General features: G+C 60.5%; 15 protein-coding genes and 3 pseudogenes. 12 read left to right on the top strand and 6 right to left on the bottom strand.

Features of this window, described 5'->3' with window-relative positions:
- Positions 1-22 precede the first annotated feature (22 nt).
- Positions 23-1,051, top strand: a complete 1,029-nt coding sequence (locus tag PSJE_RS23020; protein ID WP_057714240.1) for an AraC family transcriptional regulator — start codon at positions 23-25, stop codon at positions 1,049-1,051.
- A gap of 87 nt (positions 1,052-1,138) precedes the next feature.
- Here PSJE_RS23020 and PSJE_RS31345 read toward each other — a convergent pair.
- Positions 1,139-1,303, bottom strand: a pseudogene (locus tag PSJE_RS31345) (DMT family transporter); the annotation flags it as partial.
- Here PSJE_RS31345 and PSJE_RS23025 point away from each other — a divergent pair.
- Positions 1,301-2,599 (top strand): annotated as a pseudogene (locus tag PSJE_RS23025) (ABC transporter ATP-binding protein/permease); the annotation flags it as partial. The pseudogenes PSJE_RS31345 and PSJE_RS23025 overlap by 3 nt on opposite strands.
- Positions 2,600-3,108: 509 nt before the next feature.
- Here the strand turns inward: PSJE_RS23025 and PSJE_RS23030 are convergent.
- Positions 3,109-3,381 (bottom strand): hypothetical protein, encoded by a 273-nt coding sequence (locus PSJE_RS23030; protein WP_090456510.1) that lies wholly within the window; start codon positions 3,379-3,381, stop codon positions 3,109-3,111.
- 322 nt (positions 3,382-3,703) lie between these two features.
- Between PSJE_RS23030 and PSJE_RS31960 the strand changes: the two genes are divergently transcribed.
- From PSJE_RS31960 to PSJE_RS23050, 5 genes and pseudogenes are all read left to right on the top strand, one after another.
- Positions 3,704-3,838 carry a hypothetical protein gene (locus PSJE_RS31960; protein ID WP_256355847.1) on the top strand — a complete coding sequence of 45 codons (135 nt, stop codon included), beginning with the start codon at positions 3,704-3,706 and terminating at the stop codon, positions 3,836-3,838.
- A gap of 295 nt (positions 3,839-4,133) precedes the next feature.
- Positions 4,134-5,630, top strand: a complete 1,497-nt coding sequence (locus PSJE_RS23035) for a methyl-accepting chemotaxis protein (protein WP_090456511.1) — start codon at positions 4,134-4,136, stop codon at positions 5,628-5,630.
- A gap of 97 nt (positions 5,631-5,727) precedes the next feature.
- Positions 5,728-6,132 (top strand): antitoxin Xre-like helix-turn-helix domain-containing protein, encoded by a 405-nt coding sequence (locus PSJE_RS23040; protein WP_090456513.1) that lies wholly within the window; start codon positions 5,728-5,730, stop codon positions 6,130-6,132.
- Positions 6,126-6,818, top strand: coding sequence for an RES family NAD+ phosphorylase (locus tag PSJE_RS23045; protein ID WP_090456514.1), 693 nt, complete (start codon positions 6,126-6,128; stop codon positions 6,816-6,818). Before PSJE_RS23040 ends, PSJE_RS23045 begins: the two co-directional genes overlap by 7 nt.
- 149 nt (positions 6,819-6,967) lie before the next feature.
- Positions 6,968-7,204, top strand: a pseudogene (locus PSJE_RS23050) (hypothetical protein); the annotation flags it as partial.
- 259 nt (positions 7,205-7,463) lie between these two features.
- On the opposite strand, the gene PSJE_RS23055 reads toward PSJE_RS23050, so the two are convergent.
- The 4 genes from PSJE_RS23055 to PSJE_RS23070 form a co-directional block, all read right to left on the bottom strand.
- Positions 7,464-9,056, bottom strand: coding sequence for a DHA2 family efflux MFS transporter permease subunit (locus PSJE_RS23055; RefSeq protein WP_090456517.1), 1,593 nt, complete (start codon positions 9,054-9,056; stop codon positions 7,464-7,466).
- The gene (locus PSJE_RS23060; RefSeq protein ID WP_090456519.1) at positions 9,053-10,150 is read right to left on the bottom strand and encodes an HlyD family secretion protein; all 1,098 of its coding nucleotides are present in this window, start codon (positions 10,148-10,150) and stop codon (positions 9,053-9,055) included. The genes PSJE_RS23055 and PSJE_RS23060 overlap by 4 nt, the downstream gene beginning before the upstream one ends.
- Positions 10,151-10,245: 95 nt before the next feature.
- Positions 10,246-10,659, bottom strand: coding sequence for a cupin domain-containing protein (locus PSJE_RS23065; RefSeq protein ID WP_090456521.1), 414 nt, complete (start codon positions 10,657-10,659; stop codon positions 10,246-10,248).
- A gap of 44 nt (positions 10,660-10,703) precedes the next feature.
- Positions 10,704-11,456: an SDR family oxidoreductase gene (locus PSJE_RS23070; protein ID WP_090456522.1), complete on the bottom strand. Its 753-nt coding sequence runs from the start codon at positions 11,454-11,456 to the stop codon at positions 10,704-10,706.
- Positions 11,457-11,715: 259 nt separating this feature from the next.
- On the opposite strand from PSJE_RS23070, the gene PSJE_RS23075 reads away from it, so the two are divergent.
- From PSJE_RS23075 to PSJE_RS23095, 5 genes are all read left to right on the top strand, one after another.
- Positions 11,716-13,308 (top strand): winged helix-turn-helix domain-containing tetratricopeptide repeat protein, encoded by a 1,593-nt coding sequence (locus PSJE_RS23075; protein WP_090457954.1) that lies wholly within the window; start codon positions 11,716-11,718, stop codon positions 13,306-13,308.
- A 243-nt stretch (positions 13,309-13,551) separates the two neighbouring features.
- Complete coding sequence (locus PSJE_RS23080) at positions 13,552-14,925, top strand: glutamine synthetase family protein (RefSeq protein WP_090456524.1); 1,374 nt, start codon at positions 13,552-13,554, stop codon at positions 14,923-14,925.
- Between the two features lie 7 nt (positions 14,926-14,932).
- Positions 14,933-16,324 carry an aldehyde dehydrogenase family protein gene (locus tag PSJE_RS23085; protein ID WP_090456526.1) on the top strand — a complete coding sequence of 464 codons (1,392 nt, stop codon included), beginning with the start codon at positions 14,933-14,935 and terminating at the stop codon, positions 16,322-16,324.
- A 3-nt stretch (positions 16,325-16,327) separates the two neighbouring features.
- Positions 16,328-17,488 carry an iron-containing alcohol dehydrogenase gene (locus PSJE_RS23090; protein WP_090456528.1) on the top strand — a complete coding sequence of 387 codons (1,161 nt, stop codon included), beginning with the start codon at positions 16,328-16,330 and terminating at the stop codon, positions 17,486-17,488.
- Between the two features lie 162 nt (positions 17,489-17,650).
- The gene (locus PSJE_RS23095) at positions 17,651-19,204 is read left to right on the top strand and encodes an amino acid permease (RefSeq protein WP_057714225.1); all 1,554 of its coding nucleotides are present in this window, start codon (positions 17,651-17,653) and stop codon (positions 19,202-19,204) included.
- Positions 19,205-19,356: the final 152 nt, after the last annotated feature.

The following is a 19,356-nucleotide window of genomic DNA, read 5'->3' on the forward strand; positions in this document are numbered from 1 at the left end:
CGTGCATGCAAGTGAGGTGACCATGAGCCTGAATCTCATTCCAGAGAATTGCGGCAGTCTCTTTAACAGAGCTTCCCTGTTCACCCCTGAAAATCAGCTATTCCTTCTCAATGACCTGGATGCCATTCGTGAAGGCGTCAGCAGCGTGTTCAAAAATCATGAGCTGCGCTGCATCCGGGAAACCGACCGCATCAGCGCACGGATGCACCACGTCAATCGTGGGCGCCTGTCCTTGAACCGGCTGGAGTACGGAGCCCGAGTCAACATTGATCCCGGTCGTCTGGAAGATTTTTTCTTGATCCAGATCCCCATCAGTGGCAAAGCGCACATCATCTGCGGCGACCATGACTTTATCTCCACCCCTTATAAGGCCTCTTTGATTTCACCCAACCTGCCGTTATCGATGTGCTGGGATGCCAACGCCCCCCAATTGGCCCTTCGCATCGAACGCAGTGAAGTTGAATACCATTGTGCCCAGCACCTTGGGCATGTGATGGACAGATCACTGGAGTTCCAGCCAGAACTCGACCTGACGACCCCAAGTGGGAGCTACTTTCTCCAGCTGATCGCCATGTTGGCCGACGCGATTACATCTAACCAGCACCCGCTTCACCACTCCCTGGTGCTCAAGCAGTTCGAGTCAGTCCTGATCAATGCATTGATCTATGGCCAACCCAACAATCTGCGGGAACAACTGGAGAGCGCCAGTAAACCAAAAGCGCTTTTGCCCTATTTCGTCAAAAGGACCGAGGAATATATGCGGACTCATGCGAATGAACCGCTGAGCATCGAGCAGTTGGCCGAGCACGCCGGGGTGAGCGTACGCACACTATTTGCCGGCTTCCGCGATTTTTGCGACACCACGCCCATGGCCTATCTGCGCAACCTGCGACTGGAACAGGTGCACCTTGAGTTAAGCACACAGAGTCATGACGCTTCGGTAACCGACATCGCGTTCAAGTGGGGCTTTGTCCACTTGGGACGGTTTGCCCAAGAATATAAAAAACGTTTTGGCGAGGCGCCCTCAACCACGCTTAGATTCCGAAGCTGAACTCAGGATTCACAGTGCAAGATCCGGGGCAATCTCAATGCTGCCTCAAGCTTCGCCCCGGCAAAGTAATCAGGATCCGAAAATAGCTCACTCGGTCGAAGGGACGGATGCTTTGCTGCCAAAGCGGATTAGTTCATTGGAGAAACACAGGCCGACGATGATCAGTGCCGCTCCCGCGTACAGGCTTTCGCGCGGTACTTCATTGAGCGCCACAAACGCCAGCAGCGCGGCGAACAGTGGCTCGGTCAGCTCCTTATCGTCAAATCGCTCAAGCTGAGCCTGGGATTGCTAACTTCGGTGGTGTCACTGTTTTCCTTCCTGCACATCCTCTGGCAGGCATCCGGCCTGGTTAGCGTGCCCTTCGCCGGTGAGTCCGTAGTCATTCCGGGGTTGCTGGTGTGGATCGCCCTCGTCTACGCCCTTCTGGGCACGGGGCTGGCGTTCTGGTTGGGGCGCGCATTGCCGCGGCTCAATTTCATGCAACAGCGGCGCGAAGCCGACTTTCGCTTCTCGCTGATGCGCCTGCGGGAAAACGCCGACTCGGTGGCCCAGTACCGGGGTGAAGCGACAGAAAACGCCCGCTTCAACCAACGCCTGGAGGCGGCGCTGGAAAACTTTTGGACGCTGGTGAAAAAGCAGAAGCTGATCATGGACTATTCGACCTTCTACCTGCGCAGTGCCACGGTCATACCGATGTTCATCATGGCGCCGCAGTTCTTCGCCGGCGCGTTTCCTCTTGGCCGCCTGACCCAGATCAGCGTTGCCTTCGGCGAAGTGCACTCGGCCATTGCCTATCTTGTAGAGGTGTTCCCGGAGCTGTCGGCATGGAAATCGGTGATCGACCGGTTGATTGGTTTCCAGGAGCGCCTGGACAAGGTCGAAGTCAAGTCGAATGTCGTTGTGGGGCAGCAGCCCAAGGGCCTTCAAATCAAGGATCTGGACATCTGGTTGCCGAACGGTCGGCGCTTGCTCAACAGCTTCAACCTTTCACTTGAGCCCGGTGACAGCCTGCTGATCAGCGCACCGTCCGGCTACGGCAAGTCGACGTTGATACGCACGGTCACAGGACTCTGGCCTCACGCTCGCGGCTGCGCCAGTTACGACCGTGAGCGTGCCCTGACACTCTCGCAGAAACCTTACCTGCCGCTAGGCAGCCTGCGCGAAGCACTCTGGTACCCCAATCAACCGGATCGTGATGCAGACGCCGCGTTACGCCTGCACATGCAGCACGTCGGCCTGCAACACTTGAGCGAGCAACTGGATGACGAACTGGACTGGTCGCAAATCCTGAGCGTTGGCGAACAGCAACGCTGTGCCTTCGTCCGCGCCCTGTTGGCCCGCCCCGCGGTGCTGTTCCTCGACGAGAGCAGTTCGGCACTGGATGCGGCGAACGAGGCGCGCTGCTATCAGTTACTCAAACAAACGCTGCCGGAGACGATCCTGATCAGCGTCGGCCACAATGCCTCGCTGGAACGCCTCCATTGGCAAGTTCTGGAACTGCAAAGCGAGGCTCAGTGGGTGCATCGAAAGGTGATGCAACCGGTATGACTTCGCGGGGCACACAGCTACGTCAAATCGAACGCGGGCAAGTAATCAGACATCTATCACAGTATTTTCACATCCATTGGCATACGGTGGATCCAGCTCCTTTGTGATTTCCAGCCCGCTCTCCCCATCGCGGGCTTTTTTTCGTCTGCTCGATTCAATTCGTATGAATCAACAAGACGCCCCAGCCATCAGGGGGAGGACAAGAGACTAGAGCAGTCGGACGACTATGACGACTATGGCGGCGGCGGAGTAAAGAAAACCGGGTGCTCTCGCGCCAACTTTATTTGCTACTCCAGAAAGGGGTTACCCGTCAGCTTGATTCAAGGCCACGAAAAACCAATCAGGCGAAGATACTCAATATGCCCGTAACAAAGAGAAGAGCCGCTGCGGCAGCGGCTCAACCTGGGAACCTTCGATGATTTAAGCGACTGGACAAGAGAACCGGACAACCACGAAATGATGGCAACTGTCACCGTTCTCTGGCACCTGCGTTCAGGCACTTGGTGCTGTCAATCAAAGGTATATTTTCCCTCAAGCATGAATGCCGGCTCTCTCCAGTTGGGCCCTCTCACAACTCCGGTCCCACTGTATTTGATAAAACCGGCATCACTCATTTTCTTGACAAGGTTCAACAGCCCTAAGTTGTTCTCCACATGCGCCCAGTTAGCCAGATTATAAAGGCCGTCAAGCCCAGGTAAAGAAATGCCTAATTCATTTTTGGTAAGAAATAGAATTACCTCTTCAGGTTTTTCGTTAAGCACGATAGTTGCAATGACGCTCATTATTTTACCCCTCCAAGTTCCTTGTACTCTCGTTCACTTTGTTCTCGATACGCCTCTATAGCATCAGGCGTATAGAGCAGTTCGGTGCCTCCCCTTTCTGCCCCTTCAGCATTTCCGGTTTTTCATTTTTGGAATAGCGGGTAACCCCTGCTGAAGCTGTAGGCAAAATCCGAGAATTGCGTGAGGGATCAATGGGGTCAAAAAAGAAAGGTCGATTGCTCAAAACAGCCTCCCCAAGCGCCAAACAACCCAGCCCACTGTCAATTAGCTAAACTTCATCAGTAAACCACTTCGCGAATCCCTGAAAATTCAGGAGGCGAACATGAGCAAACAACCTCAACCCCAAAGCCGCTCCAACCCCCAACCCAGATCCCGTCCGCTGGTGCCGAACCTGCCCAGCAAAACCGGCAACAAGTCCGGTGGCTTGCGCGGTAACTATCCGCCGAAGAAGTCGTAATTGCCTCGGGTGTACGACAGGCTTTGCAACGGAGTCTGTCGCACTCCCCCGTCACTTCGGCATTACTTGCCTCTATATCGGACATTGTTTTCCACGAGCGACGTCGTAGCTGCCTAGAATGATGGCCAAAGGCTACGCTCTCCACGGCATCTCAAATACAGCTCGACCATGCCGCCAACAGATTCGCATCCCTGACTCTGAAAACGTCTGCCCCTTAACGTACCCAAGCCTTCGCGATGTCCCGTGTTGCCATAAACCCTGCTTTTTCTGGCTCATTTACATGGAGTAAGCGTACATGCCCTTCCCCCCTCGTTTCCTCGACCACTACCGCAAAGCCGACCGCATCATGCTGGGCCTGATCTGGCTGATGTTCGCGTTCGCTATCGGCCTGGCGTTCTGGCACGACACCTTCAAGCAGGCGCTGCTGGTGGGCGGCGGCACCAGTGTGTTGTTGACGCTGTTGTATCGAGCCATCGGCGGAACGCGGTTGATGCGTTGTCTGCTGGGCGTGGGTTTGATGGTGATGGCGGCGTTGCATATCAATCAGGCCGAGGGTGTCATTGAGTCGCACTTCGGGATTTTTGCGTTGTTGGCGGTGTTGACGTTTTATCGGGACTGGCTGCCGATTCTGGTGGCGGCGGTGACGATTGCGCTGCATCACGTGGTGTTTCATGCGCTGCAGCATCAGGGTTTTCCGGTGTTTGTGATGGCCCATCACGGTGGCTGGACGATGGTGTTCGTTCACGCTTTTTATGTGGTGATGGAGACGGTCGCGCTGCTCTATCTGGCGATGCACAGCCAGGCCGATGCGGTGGAGAGCCAGGACATGCTGGACAAGATGCTGGCGACCACGTCCCAGTTCACCGCGGGTGCCGGCCAAGGTGACAAGGCGCGGGTGCATGTGTCGCTGGCACAGCGCTTCGATCAGTTTTTGATGCAGATCACCGCCTTGGTGGACGGCGTGGTGCGTGACTCTCAGGGTTTGGGTCAGTTGGGCCAGGAGTTGGCCAAGGCCAGCAACACGCTGGAGAAAGGCGCCAAGCATCAGTTGACGGAAATCGCGCAGATGACCGGGTCGATGCAGCGCATGGGCGATGCGATGGAGCACATCGTGGTGCATGTCGAGCATGCCGTTGCCCATGCCGGCCAGGCCAGCGCGCAAGTCACCCGCGGCCAGGAAAGCGTGAACCGTGCGCGGCAGGAAATCACTCAACTGGCCTCACGCCTGGAAGGCACCAACCAGACCGTGCAGGTACTGGCCGGGCAGGCGCAGCAGATCGGTACGGTGCTGGAGGTGATCAGCAGCATTGCCGAGCAGACCAACTTGCTGGCGCTCAACGCGGCGATTGAAGCGGCGCGCGCCGGCGAGCAAGGCCGGGGCTTTGCGGTGGTGGCCGATGAGGTGCGCAGCCTGGCGCAACGCACGGCAGTGTCCACCAAGGAAATCCGCACCATCATCGAAGCCTTGCAGCAAGGCAGCCGCAAAGCCGTGGAAGCCATGCAGGACAGCCGCGAAGGTGTAGTGCGCTGCGTCGAGGACAGTCAAGTGGCGGCAGCGATGTTGCAGGCCGTCGGCAGCGACATCTCGCAGATCGATGAACTCAATGGGCGGATCGTCACGACGACCCGCGAACAGTCCTCGGCAAGTTTCGAGATTGTCGGGCGCTTGCAGTCGGTGCAGAGCATTGCGCAAAACACGGCGGATGATGTGGAGACACTGGCGCTGAGCAGTCGGCGCTTGCCGCCCATTGCGACTCGGCTGGATGCGTTGGGGCGGACGTTTCATCAATGATGTTCGACGGGAGAAGTTTTCCGTTGGTCGAACCGATTTGCTCTACAGACTCAATAAACCTATCTTTGAGTCTACGGACTCAAGATAGGTATTGATCATGGCCGTCCCCCTGCAACCCCAATCCTTCAGCAAAAACCAATGCGTCACCGGCCTGCGTGCCGCCGTGAGCATTCTGGAAAAGTGGAAGGCCAACAGCGATCAGGCCTGTCGCATCCTGCGTATTTCCCGCAGCACCTACACCCGCGCCCGGCAGCGAGACCCGGACTGGGCGGTGGCGCTGGATGCGGACCAGATGCAGCGCATCAGTTTTGTGTTGAACATTCACGCGACGTTGCGGCTGGTGTTCGACAACCCGGATAACGTGTACGGCTTTGCCTCGATGGCCAATGACAACGAGTTTTTCAACGGGCGTTCGCCGCTGGAGATCATGGCCCAGGGCGACATGATTTCGCTGTACGAAACCTTCCGCCGCATCGACATGCTGCGGGGTGCGCAATGGTGATGGCGAGTGAGCTGGCGGTGTTTGCCGGTCAGTCGTTGCAGGCTTTTCGCCTGGTCAATTCGAAGTTTCCGCCCATTGCGTTGTTTGATGATGTGGCGGATGCGGCTGAGTTCGAGGTGTTGTTCGAGATTCAGGCGCTGACCAATCCGCGGTTGAAGAATGAGGTGGGTCAGCTGGAGTTGATTGCGCGCAGCGAGATCCCGTTCGGCATTCGGGGTTGCTCCTACGCCATTGCGCCGTTTACCCACGTCAACCCGGCGGGCTCGCGTTTCAGCGATGGCCGTTTTGGGGTGTTGTACCTGGCGGAGTCGATGGAAGCGGCGCTGGCCGAGGTGCGGCATCACCAGGCGCTGTATTGGTCGAGGGTGCCGAGCCTGAACTATGAGCGCTTTGTGTTTCGTGGATTGGCCTGTGCATTTGGCGATGGCGGGATGAAGGACGCCGCGGCCCTGCCGATGAGCGATCCGGTGTATGCGCCGGACGACTACAGCCACTCCCGTGTGCTGGGGCAGGCGGTGCGCGATGCCGGTTGCCCCGGTTTGCGTTATCACTCGGTGCGGATGCCGGGCAGTCATTGCTGGGCGTTGATGACGCCGAGGCCGGTTTCGTCAATTGTGCAGACGGCGCATTACGAGATGGTCTGGAATGGGCAGATCACCAGTGTCAGTCAGATCAGTGAGGCTTGAGCCCCGTTGTCAGGCACATGAATACCTGTGGGATCTGCGATCCATTGAGCGCATCGATAGTCACCATCATTTCAATGAAGTTCTCTTGAAAAATCCCCGGCGTAACATCTGCTCCATACCAACCCATAAGCACCCCGGAGCACACCATCATGAAACGCCAGACCCTCCTCAGTATCGCTTTCTCGGTTTTCGCAGTTAACGCTTTCGCCGCAAACTCTGCTCAACCTGTGGTCGCCGAAGGCGGCTCGGATCGTCTGATTGAAAGCCGTGTGGCCGAGGGTGGTTCGGATCGTTTGATCGAGAATCGCGTGGCCGAAGGTGGTTCGGATCGCCTGCTGGAAAAACGTGTTGCCGAAGGCGGTTCCGACCGTCTGATCGAAAGCCGCGCTGTCTGAATGCAGTGCTTTACCGCAAGACTCAACGAAAAGCCCGGCCTCAACAGCCTGATGCTGCTCAATCAAGCGAGAATGATCCACTCACTGTAGGAGCGAGCTTGCTCGCGATGGAATCAAGAACGCCGCGTTTAGCCTGTAAACACGCGGCATCGTTAACGACCATCGCGAGCAAGCTCGCTCCTACAGGGGATCGTTCTCATTTAACTGAACAGCATCAGGCTTCAACAGCCGGGCTTTTTCGTGCGGGTTATCAATTCGTTTGTAGGTCATGCACTTTCGCGGATCGCGAGAGGCCAATCTTGATGCCGACCAGTATGGGTGCGGCAAAGACGAACAGCAGGGCCACGGCGAAGAACGCCGTATCGAAAGCAATCACCGTGGCCTGACCTGATACCGCTTTGCCCAGCAAGCTCGTGGCCGCCCGGCCAGCGGCCACCTGATCCATGCCCTTCCCTGCCAGCATCGCGGTTGTGGTCATCAGCCGTTCGATGACCGCGTGTCCCCCTGGGGTGACGTTGGCGCCGAGGACCACGCCATTGCTGACAACCTGATGGTCAATCAAGGTCTGCAGCCCGGCGACGCCCATCAAGCCTCCCAACTGGCGCCCTGTGTTGAACAGGCCGATGCCGCTGGCCAGGTTGCGGCTGTTGAGGTGGCTGAAAGCAATCAGCGTGATCGACAGAAACAGGAAACCAAGGCCCAGGCCGCGCAACAGGATGGCCGCCATCATGTCGTCGGTACCGCTTTCGCTGTTGGAGCCGGACAGCATCCACATCGCCCCCATGATCAGCAGGATACCCAACGGCACGGTCGCCACCGGCGGCACGCGACGCACGCTGAACAGATAGGCGGCGATGAGCAGCGAACCGACAAAAAAACCGCCACTGGGCAACAGGAGCAGGCCGGCATCGGTCGGTGTGAACGCGAGTACCGACAGGGCGAACGCCGGGATCAGGTAGGCGCTGCCGAACAGGGCGGCACCGGCGACGAAACTGACGATAAAGGCAAAGGTGAAATCGCTTGTTTTGAACAGGCTGAAATCGAGCAGCCCCTGGCCGTTGGCCAACACCTGTTGACCGAGAAAGGCCAGCAGCGCGGCGGCACCGATCACCGTCAGCACCAGGATGCGCGGTTCCTCGAACCAGTCCCAGCGACTGCCCTGGCTGAGCACGTAGGTGAAACAGAACAGGGCCGCAGAGAGCAGCGAGAACCCGAGCCAGTCGAACGAATGTTGCCGGACCCTGGCGGGCACGGGGTGGTCGGCGATGAGCAAGAGGCCGGTCGCCGCCAGGGCCAACGGCACTACGCTGAAGAAAATCCAGGTCCAGGACTGGCTGTCGATCAACCACCCTTGCAGGGCTGGCGCGAGGGTCGCCGACGCGACCACCGCCGCCATGGCGAACAGGGCTTGCAGGATCGGCTGAAGCGCGCGCGGATAGCCGCGAAAGATGATCGCCTGGCCCGCCACCAGCAAAGCACCTCCCGCGAAGCCTTGCAGGATGCGTAATGCGATCAGCAGTTCCAGCCAGGCGGTAACGGCAGCCACGCAGCACGCCAGGCCCATGACCAGTGTGGCGCCGATGATCACGTTGCGCGCAGAAAATCGCTGCATCAGCCAAGGGGCGAGCATGAACCCGATCAGCTTGAACGCGATGTAGCCGACATCCAGCCAGGCGAACTCGTCAGACGTGGCATAGGTGTCGCCGATGATGTCGCCGCGGCCGAGGGCCAGCACGGTGCTGGCGATCGCTTCCGTCAACGTCGCCAGCACGATGCCCACCATGAGCAGGACGCCGTTCGTTGTCCTGGCGCTGCTCGGCGTGGCGCAGGCAACGCTGCTCATGAGCCGGCCCCTTGTGCAACTTCCACCCGCGCGGACAGGCCCGGCACGATGCGCCCCGGCAGCGGGTTGTCAGCCAGGCGGATCTTCACCGGAACGCGCTGCACGACACGCACAAAGTTCCCGGTGGCATTGTCGGGTGGCAGCAGGCTGAACGCAGAGCCACTGCCTGGTGCAAAGCTGTCGACCACGCCATCGAGTGCCGCATCAGGGTAGCCATCGACCGTGACGCGCACCGGCTGACCGGGGCGAATATGTTCCAGTTGGGTTTCCTTGAAGTTCGCCACGACCCATACATCATTGACCGGCACGATATCGAGCAGGGAAACGCCCGGTGTGACGAAACGACCGAGGCGAACCTGACGGTTACCGACCACGCCATCCACAGGGGCGTGTACCACGGTGTGCTCGAGATCGATCCGGGCGAGATCACGTGCGGCCTCTGCCTGGCTCACAGCGGCCACGGCAGCCTCGCGCTCGGCTACAAACACCGTGATGCGCTGCTGTTGCGCCTCGACCGTTGCCGAAGCGGCCGAAACCGAGGCCGCGGCTCTGGATTGCGCGGTGCCGGTTTCATCGACCAGGGCCTGGCTCACCGCATTGCTGACGATCAGTTTGCGGCTGCGGTCGTGGGTCTTGGCCGCCAGACTCATGTCGGCGGAGGCTGAACGCCTTTGCGCTTCGGCCTGCCTGATCAGCGCATGCTGGAGCTGGATCTGTGCGTCGACATGGGTCAGGCGCGCCTGGGCGGCGCTGACATTGGCCTCGGCTTGCGCAAGTTTGGCACGGTAGTCGCGGTCATCGATTCGAAACAGCACATCACCGGCACGCACGGCCTGGTTGTCCCGGACCTCGACCGCCGTGACATAGCCGGCGACCTTGGCGGCCAGTGAGGTGACGTCCCCGCGGACATACGCGTTGTCGGTCGAGGTCACGCCACTTGAAAACGCCATGGCTCCCCAAACCGCCACGACCATTACAGCCGCGACGCACAGCAACAGGCCGATGGTCTTGCGCTTGCTTCGCCGCACCACGACCACGGGCGTGCCGCTACTTGCGCTGGTGGCAATGGCGGCCTTGTCCAGGAGCGAGTTCATTTTTTCATTTCCTGTTCAGTGCCAAGAACTGACTCAGCCACTGGGCGACAGGGTCTGCCGCCCGGCGGTCGAGCCTTCATGAGCGCGTGATCGGTTCACTGTTTGATAGGCGTTACGAGTACCTTTTCCTCGGTGTCGAGGACGAACACCGCCAACAGGCGTGCAGGTTGGGTGTCACTGGCGTTGGCGCTGACCAGGTGCACGGAGCCCGGCTCCTCTACGAAGTTTTCGCCGACGTTGTAGATCTTTTCCGGCTGGCCTTTGACCTGGATGCGGAACGAACCCTCCAGCACCGTTGCATAGATGAAGGCCGTTTTCGGATGGGTGTGGGCCGGCGACGCGGCACCCGGCCCATACTCGACGACCACGCCCCTCATGCTCTTGCCAGGGATGTTGGGAATGGGACGGTCGAACACCACCGTCACCTTGCCGGGGGGCGGCTCGGCGGCTGATGCGGCGCTGATCGAGAGCGCTGCGAAGACAGCGGCCATTAGCAATCGGGTAACCATGGGATTTCTCCTGGATTCGTAGGGAAATGTGCGGGTGCGATCCGTTACTGCGCCATCGACCGGGCCAGCCAGTCGTCGAAGCGGATCGCCCCCAGGCGTGCGTTCTTGCCGGTGACCAGCGATTGATCGTCGAGCACGGCGCCGAAGTAACGGGCATGCACATCCGGCACGACCTTGCGGTTGTCCTGGGTCGCTTGCAGATAGCGCCTGGCCAGTTCGTCGATCGGCATGGTTTCCGGGCCGCCGACTTCAACCGTGCCATTGACCGGTGCTGCCAGCACGACATCGGCCAGCGCCGCTACCACGTCGTCGGACGCTATCGGCTGGATCAGCGCCGGCGAAGCATGAATTTCCTCGCCGACGGCGAACGACTGGACAATGCCGCCGGCAAACTCGGAGAACTGCGTGGCACGTAGAATGGTGTAAGGAACGCCGGATGCCTTGATAAGGGCTTCCTGCGCGACCTTGGCCCGGAAATAGCCGGTATCGGGAAGCCGTTCGCTGCCGACAATCGACAGGGCTACGTGATGACGAACCCCGGCAGCGGCTTCAGCGGCCAGCAGGTTGCGGCTCGACGTTTCAAAGAAATCGAGAACGGCCTGGTCTTCCCACGACGGCGCGTTCGCCACGTCGACCACCACATCAGCACCATCCATCGCTTCGGCCAGGCCTTCGCGGGTGATGCTGTTCACGCCCGTGCTGGGGCTGGCGGCGAGCGCATCATGGCCGCGCTCGCGCAGGGTGTTCACAAGTTTCGATCCGATGAGGCCGGAGCCTCCGATGACGACGATCTTCATGACTTTTCTCCACTTGTCGACTGCAACCATTGCGTCGGTGTAGAAAGAGTGCCTGCGCGCACCAGGCAAGTCCTTGCGCCGGGCTTGGGTTTGCCTTGGCGAGTGCTTGGATTTATGTCCAAAGCTTTTGACGTTCGTCCAGCCGCCCTTGCCGCAGACGGTGCAGCGGGTGTCGAGCTGCCGTATCATCTGCCTCAGTTACCAACCGCCAGCCGCCTGGGACACGGAGTTGAGGGCGCTTCGCCAGGGGATGCTCAATTTGCCATTCACGTTTGAAGACTACGTACTCGATCAGGAGCGCCGGGAGCTGACCCTGCGCGGGCAAATCGTGGCCGTCGGACCGCAGGTTTTCGATCTGTTGCTGCTGTTCGTCAACAATCCCGACCGCGTCGTCAGCAAGGACGAGTTGCTCAAGGCGGTGTGGGGCGACCGGATCGTTTCGGAATCGACGATCACCAGCCACATCAATGCGGTGCGCAAGGCCGTTGGTGATACCGGTGAGGAGCAGCGCCTGGTGCGCACCGTCCCCCGCAAGGGCTACCGCTTCGTTGGTCGGATCAACGACGACTTGAGCGGGCAAACACCACCACAGCCTGACATCGACGAACGCGCAAGCGCTGCCCCGAAACAAATCCCCTCCCCTACGCTCGTCCTGCCGGACAAACCCTCGATCACCGTCCTGCCCTTCCAGAACCTGAGCGGCGATCCGGAGCAAGAGTATTTCGCCGATGGCGTCGTGGAGGACATCATCGCGGCCCTGTCGCGTATCCGCTGGCTGTTCGTCATTGCGCGCAATTCGAGCTTCACCTACAAGGGCCAGGTCGTGGACGCCCAGGGCGTCGGCCAGGAACTGGGCGTGCGCTATGTGCTCGAAGGCAGCGTGCGCAAGTGCGGGAACCGGCTGCGCATTACCGGGCAACTGATCGACGCGACAAGCGGGACGCATATCTGGGCGGAGCGCTTCGAAGGCCTGCTCGACGACCTCTTCGAGCTGCAGGACCAAATCACCGAAAGCGTCGTCGGTGCCATCGCACCGCAACTGGAGCGGGCAGAAATCGAACGCGCCAAGCGCAAGCCGACGGAAAGCCTGGACGCCTACGACTACTACCTGCGGGCCATGGCAAAACTGCACAGCGGCAGCCGGGAAGCCATCGAGCAGGCGCTGCCGATGTTCTACCAGGCCATCGAACTCGATGCGGAATTTGCTTCGGCCTATGGCATGGCCGCCTGGTGCCACTTCTGGCGCAAGCTCAATGGCTGGATGAGCGATCGACCCGCAGAAATCGCCGAGGGCATACGCCTGGCGCGTCTGGCGGTGACCCTCGGCCGCGACGATGCCGTCGCGTTGACCCGGGGCGGACATGCGCTTGCTCATCTCGCCGGCGAAGTCGACGGCGGCATTGCGCTGCTCGACAGGGCTCGCCTGCTCAATCCCAACCTCGCCCCCGCCTGGTTTCTGGGCGGTATCCTGCGGGCACTGCACGGTGAAACAGACGCCGCCATCGAGCATTTGAACCATGCCGTTCGCTTGAGTCCGCTGGATCCGGAAATGTTCAGAATGCAGGTGGGGATGGCGCTCGCGCATTTCTTCGCCGGGCACTTCGATGCCGCTGCGCAGTGGGCGGAAAAGGCCCTGGGTAACCTGCCCAGTCTGCTGGTCGCGGCGGCGCTGGTGGCGGCCAGTGATGCGCTCGGCGGTCGAATGGAAAAAGCGGATCTGGCGATGCAGCGTCTGCAAAAGCTGGATCCCTCTTTGCGTCTGTGCACCCTCAAGGACTGGCTGCCCATTCAACGGCCTGAAGATTTCGCCCGTTTCGTCGACGGACTGCGGCTGGCCGGGCTACCGGAGTGAAGACGACTCCCCTCACCTTGTAGGAGCGAGCTTGCTCGCGATGGTCGCCAACGATGACGCGGGTTTTCTGATTAAACGCGGTGTCTTCAAGTTCATCGCGAGCAAGCTCGCTCCTACAACGTAGGCTAAGCTTTGAGCAACTCGTTGCTCATGATGCTCGGTTCTGCAGGTTTGGGTTTTTCTGGAGAGCGTCTGCAACAGCTATCCCAGACTGTCCCAAACCTTTCACGCAGGATTGCCGTGATGACAGAGCCCCTCCTCAGCTTTGATGCACTCAAGCGCGCCGCGGCTGCCGGCGAAATCGATACCGTACTGGTCTGCATGGTCGACATGCAGGGACGCCTGGTCGGCAAGCGGTTCCAGGTCGAGTTTTTCATCGACAGCGGCCACGAAGAAACCCACTGCTGCAACTACCTGCTGGCCGATGACATCGACATGGAGCCGGTGCCGGGTTACGCCGCGGCCAGTTGGAGCAAGGGTTACGGCGATTTCGTGCTCAAGCCCGACATGTCCACCCTGCGGCGCGTGCCCTGGCTTGAGTGCACGGCGCTGGTGCTGTGCGACGTGCTCGATCATCACCATCGCCAGGACCTGCCCCACAGCCCAAGGGCCATTCTGAAAAAACAGGTCGAGCGCCTGCGCGAGCGTGGTTACACCGGCATGTTTGCCTCGGAGCTCGAGTTCTATCTGTTCGATGAGAGTTACGAGGCGATCCACAAGCGCAACTATCACAAACCGAAAACCGCCGGCCATTACATCGAGGACTACAACATCCTCCAGACCACCCGCGAAGAGCCGGTGCTGCGGGCGATTCGCAAGCACTTGCAGGCCTCGGGCATTCCCGTGGAAAACTCCAAGGGGGAATGGGGCCCGGGGCAGGAAGAAATCAACATTCGCTACGCCGATGCCCTGACCATGGCCGACCACCACGTCATCATCAAGCACGCCTGCAAAGAGATCGCGCAATTGCAGGGCAAGGCGATCACCTTCATGGCCAAGTGGCGCTACGACGCTGCCGGCTCCAGCAGTCACATCCATAATTCGCTGTGGGACAAGAACGCCAAGAAGCCGCTGTTCTTCGACGCGAAAGCCGAGTTCGGCATGTCGAAACTGATGCGTTCCTGGGTCGCCGGCCAGCTCAAGTACGCCAACGACATCACCTGTTTTCTCGCGCCCTACATCAATTCCTACAAGCGCTTCCAGGCTGGCACTTTTGCGCCGACGCGGGCGGTCTGGAGCCGCGACAATCGCACCGCCGGCTTTCGCTTGTGTGCCGAAGGCAGCAAGGCCATCCGCATCGAATGCCGCATCGGTGGTGCCGATCTCAACCCCTATCTGGCCTTCGCCGCATTGATCGCGGCGGGCCTGGCCGGTATCGACGAGAAGCTCGATCTGGCGCCGCCGTTCGAAGGCGACGCCTACCTGGATGAGCATTTGCCGGAAGTGTCCAAGACACTGCGCGAGGCGAGCGCCGCACTCAAGGCCTCCGGCATGTTGCGCAAGGCGTTCGGCGACGAGGTGGTCGACCATTACGTGCACACCGCCGAGTGGGAGCAGAAAGAGTACGACCGGCGTATCACCGACTGGGAATTGCAGCGCGGTTTCGAGCGCTATTGAGAACATCATGACTGCGAAGGTTCAATTGATCTCCCCGGTCGATGGCCGGGTGTACGCCGAGCGCGAGGTGGCCGATGCGGCGCAGATCGAGCAGGCGCTGACGGCCGCTGCCAGCGCACAGGCGGCATGGCAACGCCGCTCACTGAGCGAACGCGCGGCGTTTTGCACTGCCGCGGTGGACGCAATGCTGTCGATGCAGGCCGACATCGTGCCGGAGCTGGCCTGGCAAATGGGCCGCCCGGTGCGTTATGGCGCCGGCGAACTGCGCGGTTTCGCCGAACGCGCCCGGCACATGATCGCTATCGCACCGCAAGTCCTTGACCGGGTAGAGCCCGAGCCTGTCGCGGGATTTCGTCGCTATATCAAGCGCGAGCCGCTGGGCACGGTGCTGGTGGTCGCTCCGTGGAATTACCCCTATCTGACGGCGGTGAACACGATTATCCCTGCGCTGATGGCCGGCAACAGCGTGATCCTCAAGCATGCTTCGCAAACGCTGCTGGTGGGCGAGCGTTTCGCCGAGGCCATGCGTCGCGCAAAACTGCCCGAGGGGTTGTTCCAGAATCTGCTGCTCGACCATGTGTCGACCGGGGCGATCATTGCTTGCGGGCGCGTGCAGCAAGTGAACTTCACCGGTTCCGTGGAGGCTGGAAAAGTCATGGAAAGCGTCGCCAGCGGACAATTTCTCGGTATGGGCCTGGAGCTCGGCGGAAAAGACCCGGCCTATGTCCGGGCAGACGCCAACCTTGAACAGGCGGTGGAAAATCTGGTGGACGGCAGTTTCTTCAATTCCGGGCAGAGTTGCTGCGCCGTGGAACGCATCTACGTCGACCAGAAAATCTACCCGGTGTTTGTCGAGCGCTTCGCCGAACTGACCCGCCAGTACGTGCTGGGCAACCCACTGGATGAAGCCACCACCCTCGGTCCGCTGGTGACACCGGGCGCCGCATTCTTCGTTCGCGGCCAGATTGCCGATGCGCTGGCCCAGGGCGCCAAAGCGCTGATCGATCCGAAGTCCTTTCCCGCCGACGTGCCGGGCAGCGCCTACCTGGCACCGCAAGTGCTGGTGGACGTGAACCATCAAATGTCGGTCATGCGCGACGAAAGCTTTGGCCCGGTGGTCGGCATCATGCCGGTGGCCAGCGATGAAGAAGCCATCGCCTTGATGAATGACAGTGAGTTCGGGCTCAGCGCTTCCATCTGGACCCGGGATCTTGCAGCGGCCGAACGCCTGGGCAACGAGATCGCCACCGGCACGGTGTTCATGAACCGCTGCGACTATCTGGACCCGGCATTGGCCTGGACCGGCGTGAAGAACAGCGGTCGCGGCGTCACCCTGTCGCCACTGGGCTACGAGCACCTGACCCGGGCCAAATCCTTTCATCTGCGTCACGAGGTGTAGACCATGAACCTGACAGGAAACTGGAACTACCCCACGAGCGTTCGTTTCGGTGTCGGGCGCATCGCCGAACTGGCCGAGGTCTGTCGCAGCCAGGGTATCCAGCGACCTTTGCTCGTGACCGACAGCGGCCTGGCGCGCGCACCGATCACCACGGCGGCACTGGACGCATTGCGCGCCGCCGGTCTTGGCGTGGCGCTGTTTTGTGACCTCAAGCCCAACCCGGTGGAAGCCAACCTGGCCGGCGGGCTCGATGCTTGGCGTGCCGGCCAGCACGATGGCGTGATCGCGTTCGGCGGCGGCAGTGGCCTGGACATGGGCAAGCTCATTGCCTTCATGAGCGGCCAGACCCGTCCGGTCTGGGACTTCGAAGACATCGGCGACTACTGGACCCGCGCCGACGACAGCCGCATCGCCCCGGTCATTGCCGTGCCGACCACGGCGGGAACCGGTTCCGAAGTCGGCCGTGCGGCGGTGATCATCGACGAGCGCACCCACACCAAACGCATCATCTTCCACCCGAAAATGATGCCGCGCGTGGTGATCAGCGATCCGGCCCTCACCGTCGGCATGCCCGCCAAAATCACCGCAGGCACCGGCATGGACGCGCTGTCCCATTGCCTGGAAGCGTACTGCGCCCCCGGCTTTCACCCCCTGGCCGATGGCATTGCCGTGGAAGGCATGCGCCTGGTGGCCAACTCACTGGTGAAGGCGGTACACACGCCGTCGGACCTTGAGGCCCGCGCACAAATGCTCGCGGCGGCGGCCATGGGCGCCACGGCATTCCAGAAAGGCCTGGGCGGGATGCATGCGCTCTCCCATCCGGTGGGTGCGTTGTACGACACCCATCACGGCATGACCAATGCCACCTTCATGCCCTATGTCCTGCACTTCAATCGCTCGGCCATCGAGGAGCGCATCACCCGCCTGGCGGCGTACCTGCGCCTGCCCTCCCCGGGGTTCGACAGTTTCCTGGCCTTCGTCCTCAAGCTGCGCAAGGACATCGGCGTGCCCCATACCCTGGTTGAACTGGGCGTGGATGACCGGCAGGCCGACCTGATCGCCGACATGGCGATTGTCGACCCTTCCGCTGGCGGCAACCCGCTGCCATTGACCCGGGACGGCGTGGCAAAGATTTTCGACGCGGCACTTCACGGCCGTCTGTAGGAGCGAGCCTGCTCGCGATGGACTTGAGGATGACGCGGGGGGTCAGGCTCCCCGCGTCATCGTTGACGTTCATCGCGAGCAAGCTCGCTCCTACAGAAAACCAAGGTCGAGCCTACGGCGGCTTAGTTCGGCCTGTCCAAAACCTGAAAAGGGGCACACATCATGAACCCAGCAAGCCAGCCGGGCACCGAAACGCACGACGATGACGTCAAGGTGCTGCACAGCATGGGCTATGCCCAGCAACTCTCACGACGAATGGGGGTTTTCTCCAACTTCGCCATTTCCTTTTCGATCATCTGCATCCTTTCCGGTGGCATCAACTCCCTGGCCCAGGGCACCTCGGGCGCGGGCGGGGCATCCATCGGGATCGGCTGGCCAATCGGTTGCCTGATCTCCGGGGTATTCGCCATGGCCATGGCGCAGATTTCCTCGGCCTACCCCACCGCTGGCGGCCTGTACCACTGGGGCTCGATCCTCGGTAACCGCTTCACTGGCTGGCTGACCGCGTGGTTCAACCTGCTGGGGCTGGTCACGGTGCTGGGCGCGATCAACGTCGGTACCTATTACTTCTTTTTCGGTGCCTTCGGGCCGGCACTGGGCATGGAAGACACGACCACGGTCAGGGTGATTTTCCTGGCAATCCTCACCGGCCTGCAGGCCTTGTGCAACCACTTGGGTATCGGCCTGACCGCCAAACTCACTGACTTCTCAGGTTACCTGATCTTCGCCACGGCGCTGGCCCTGACCATCGTCTGCCTGATATCGGCACCCAGCTATGAATTCGCACGGCTGTGGACCTTCGGCAACTATTCCGGCGAAGCGGGTGGCAGCGTCTGGCCGCAGGTCTCCAACGGCTGGGTGTTCATGCTCGGGCTGCTGTTGCCGATCTACACCATCACCGGCTATGACGCCTCTGCGCACACCTCCGAGGAAACCCGCAACGCGGCCATGTCGGTGCCGCGCGGCATGGTCATGTCGGTGGTCTGGTCGTTGCTGTTCGGCTGGCTGATGCTCAGCGCGTTCGTGCTGATGCTGCCGAACATGGACGAGGCGGCCAAGCAAGGCTGGAACGTGTTTTTCTGGGCCATGAACACCCAGGTCAACCCGACCTTGAAACTGGTGCTTTTCGTGGCGATTTTCATCTCGCAGGTGCTCTGCGGACTGGCCACCGTCACCTCGGTTTCACGGATGATCTTCGCGTTCTCCCGGGACGGAGGCCTGCCCTGCTCAAAAGCGCTGTCCTCGGTCTCATCGACCCATCGCAGCCCGGTGGCAGCGATCTGGACCGGTGCCACCCTAGCGGTGTTGTTCGTCTGGGGATCGTCGGTGATCTCGATCGGGACAACGCCGGTCTATACCATCGTGGTGTCCTGCACGGTGATCTTCCTGTTCTTCTCCTTCGCCATTCCCATCGCGCTCGGCCTGTTTACCTTTGGGACGTCGAAGTGGCCGACCATGGGGCCGTGGAACATGGGGCGTTTCTGGTACTCGGTGTTCGCCATCCTCTCGATCCTGGCGATGATCATCATTTTCGTCATCGGCATCCAGCCACCGAACGATTGGGCGCTGTACATCACCATCGGTTTCCTGATCCTGACGGCCATCGTCTGGTTCGGTTTTGAAGCCCGGCGCTTCCAGGGGCCACCGGTGGGCGACATGATCGTCAAGCGCCAGGCTGAAATTGCCGCGGCGGAGGCGGCGTTGGACAGGAAATAGGCGAGTGCTGATTAACCTGTGGGAGCGAGCTTGCTCGCGATGGCGGCGTGTCAGGCGCCATTGATGTTGGATGTGCCGGCCTAATCGCGAGCAAGCTCGCTCCCACAAGGTTGTTTGGCGTTTCCGAGCTTTGCGGGTGGCTGCATTCCCCT

This window comes from Pseudomonas jessenii (assembly GCF_002236115.1).
Taxonomy (GTDB): Bacteria; Pseudomonadota; Gammaproteobacteria; order Pseudomonadales; family Pseudomonadaceae; genus Aquipseudomonas; species Aquipseudomonas jessenii.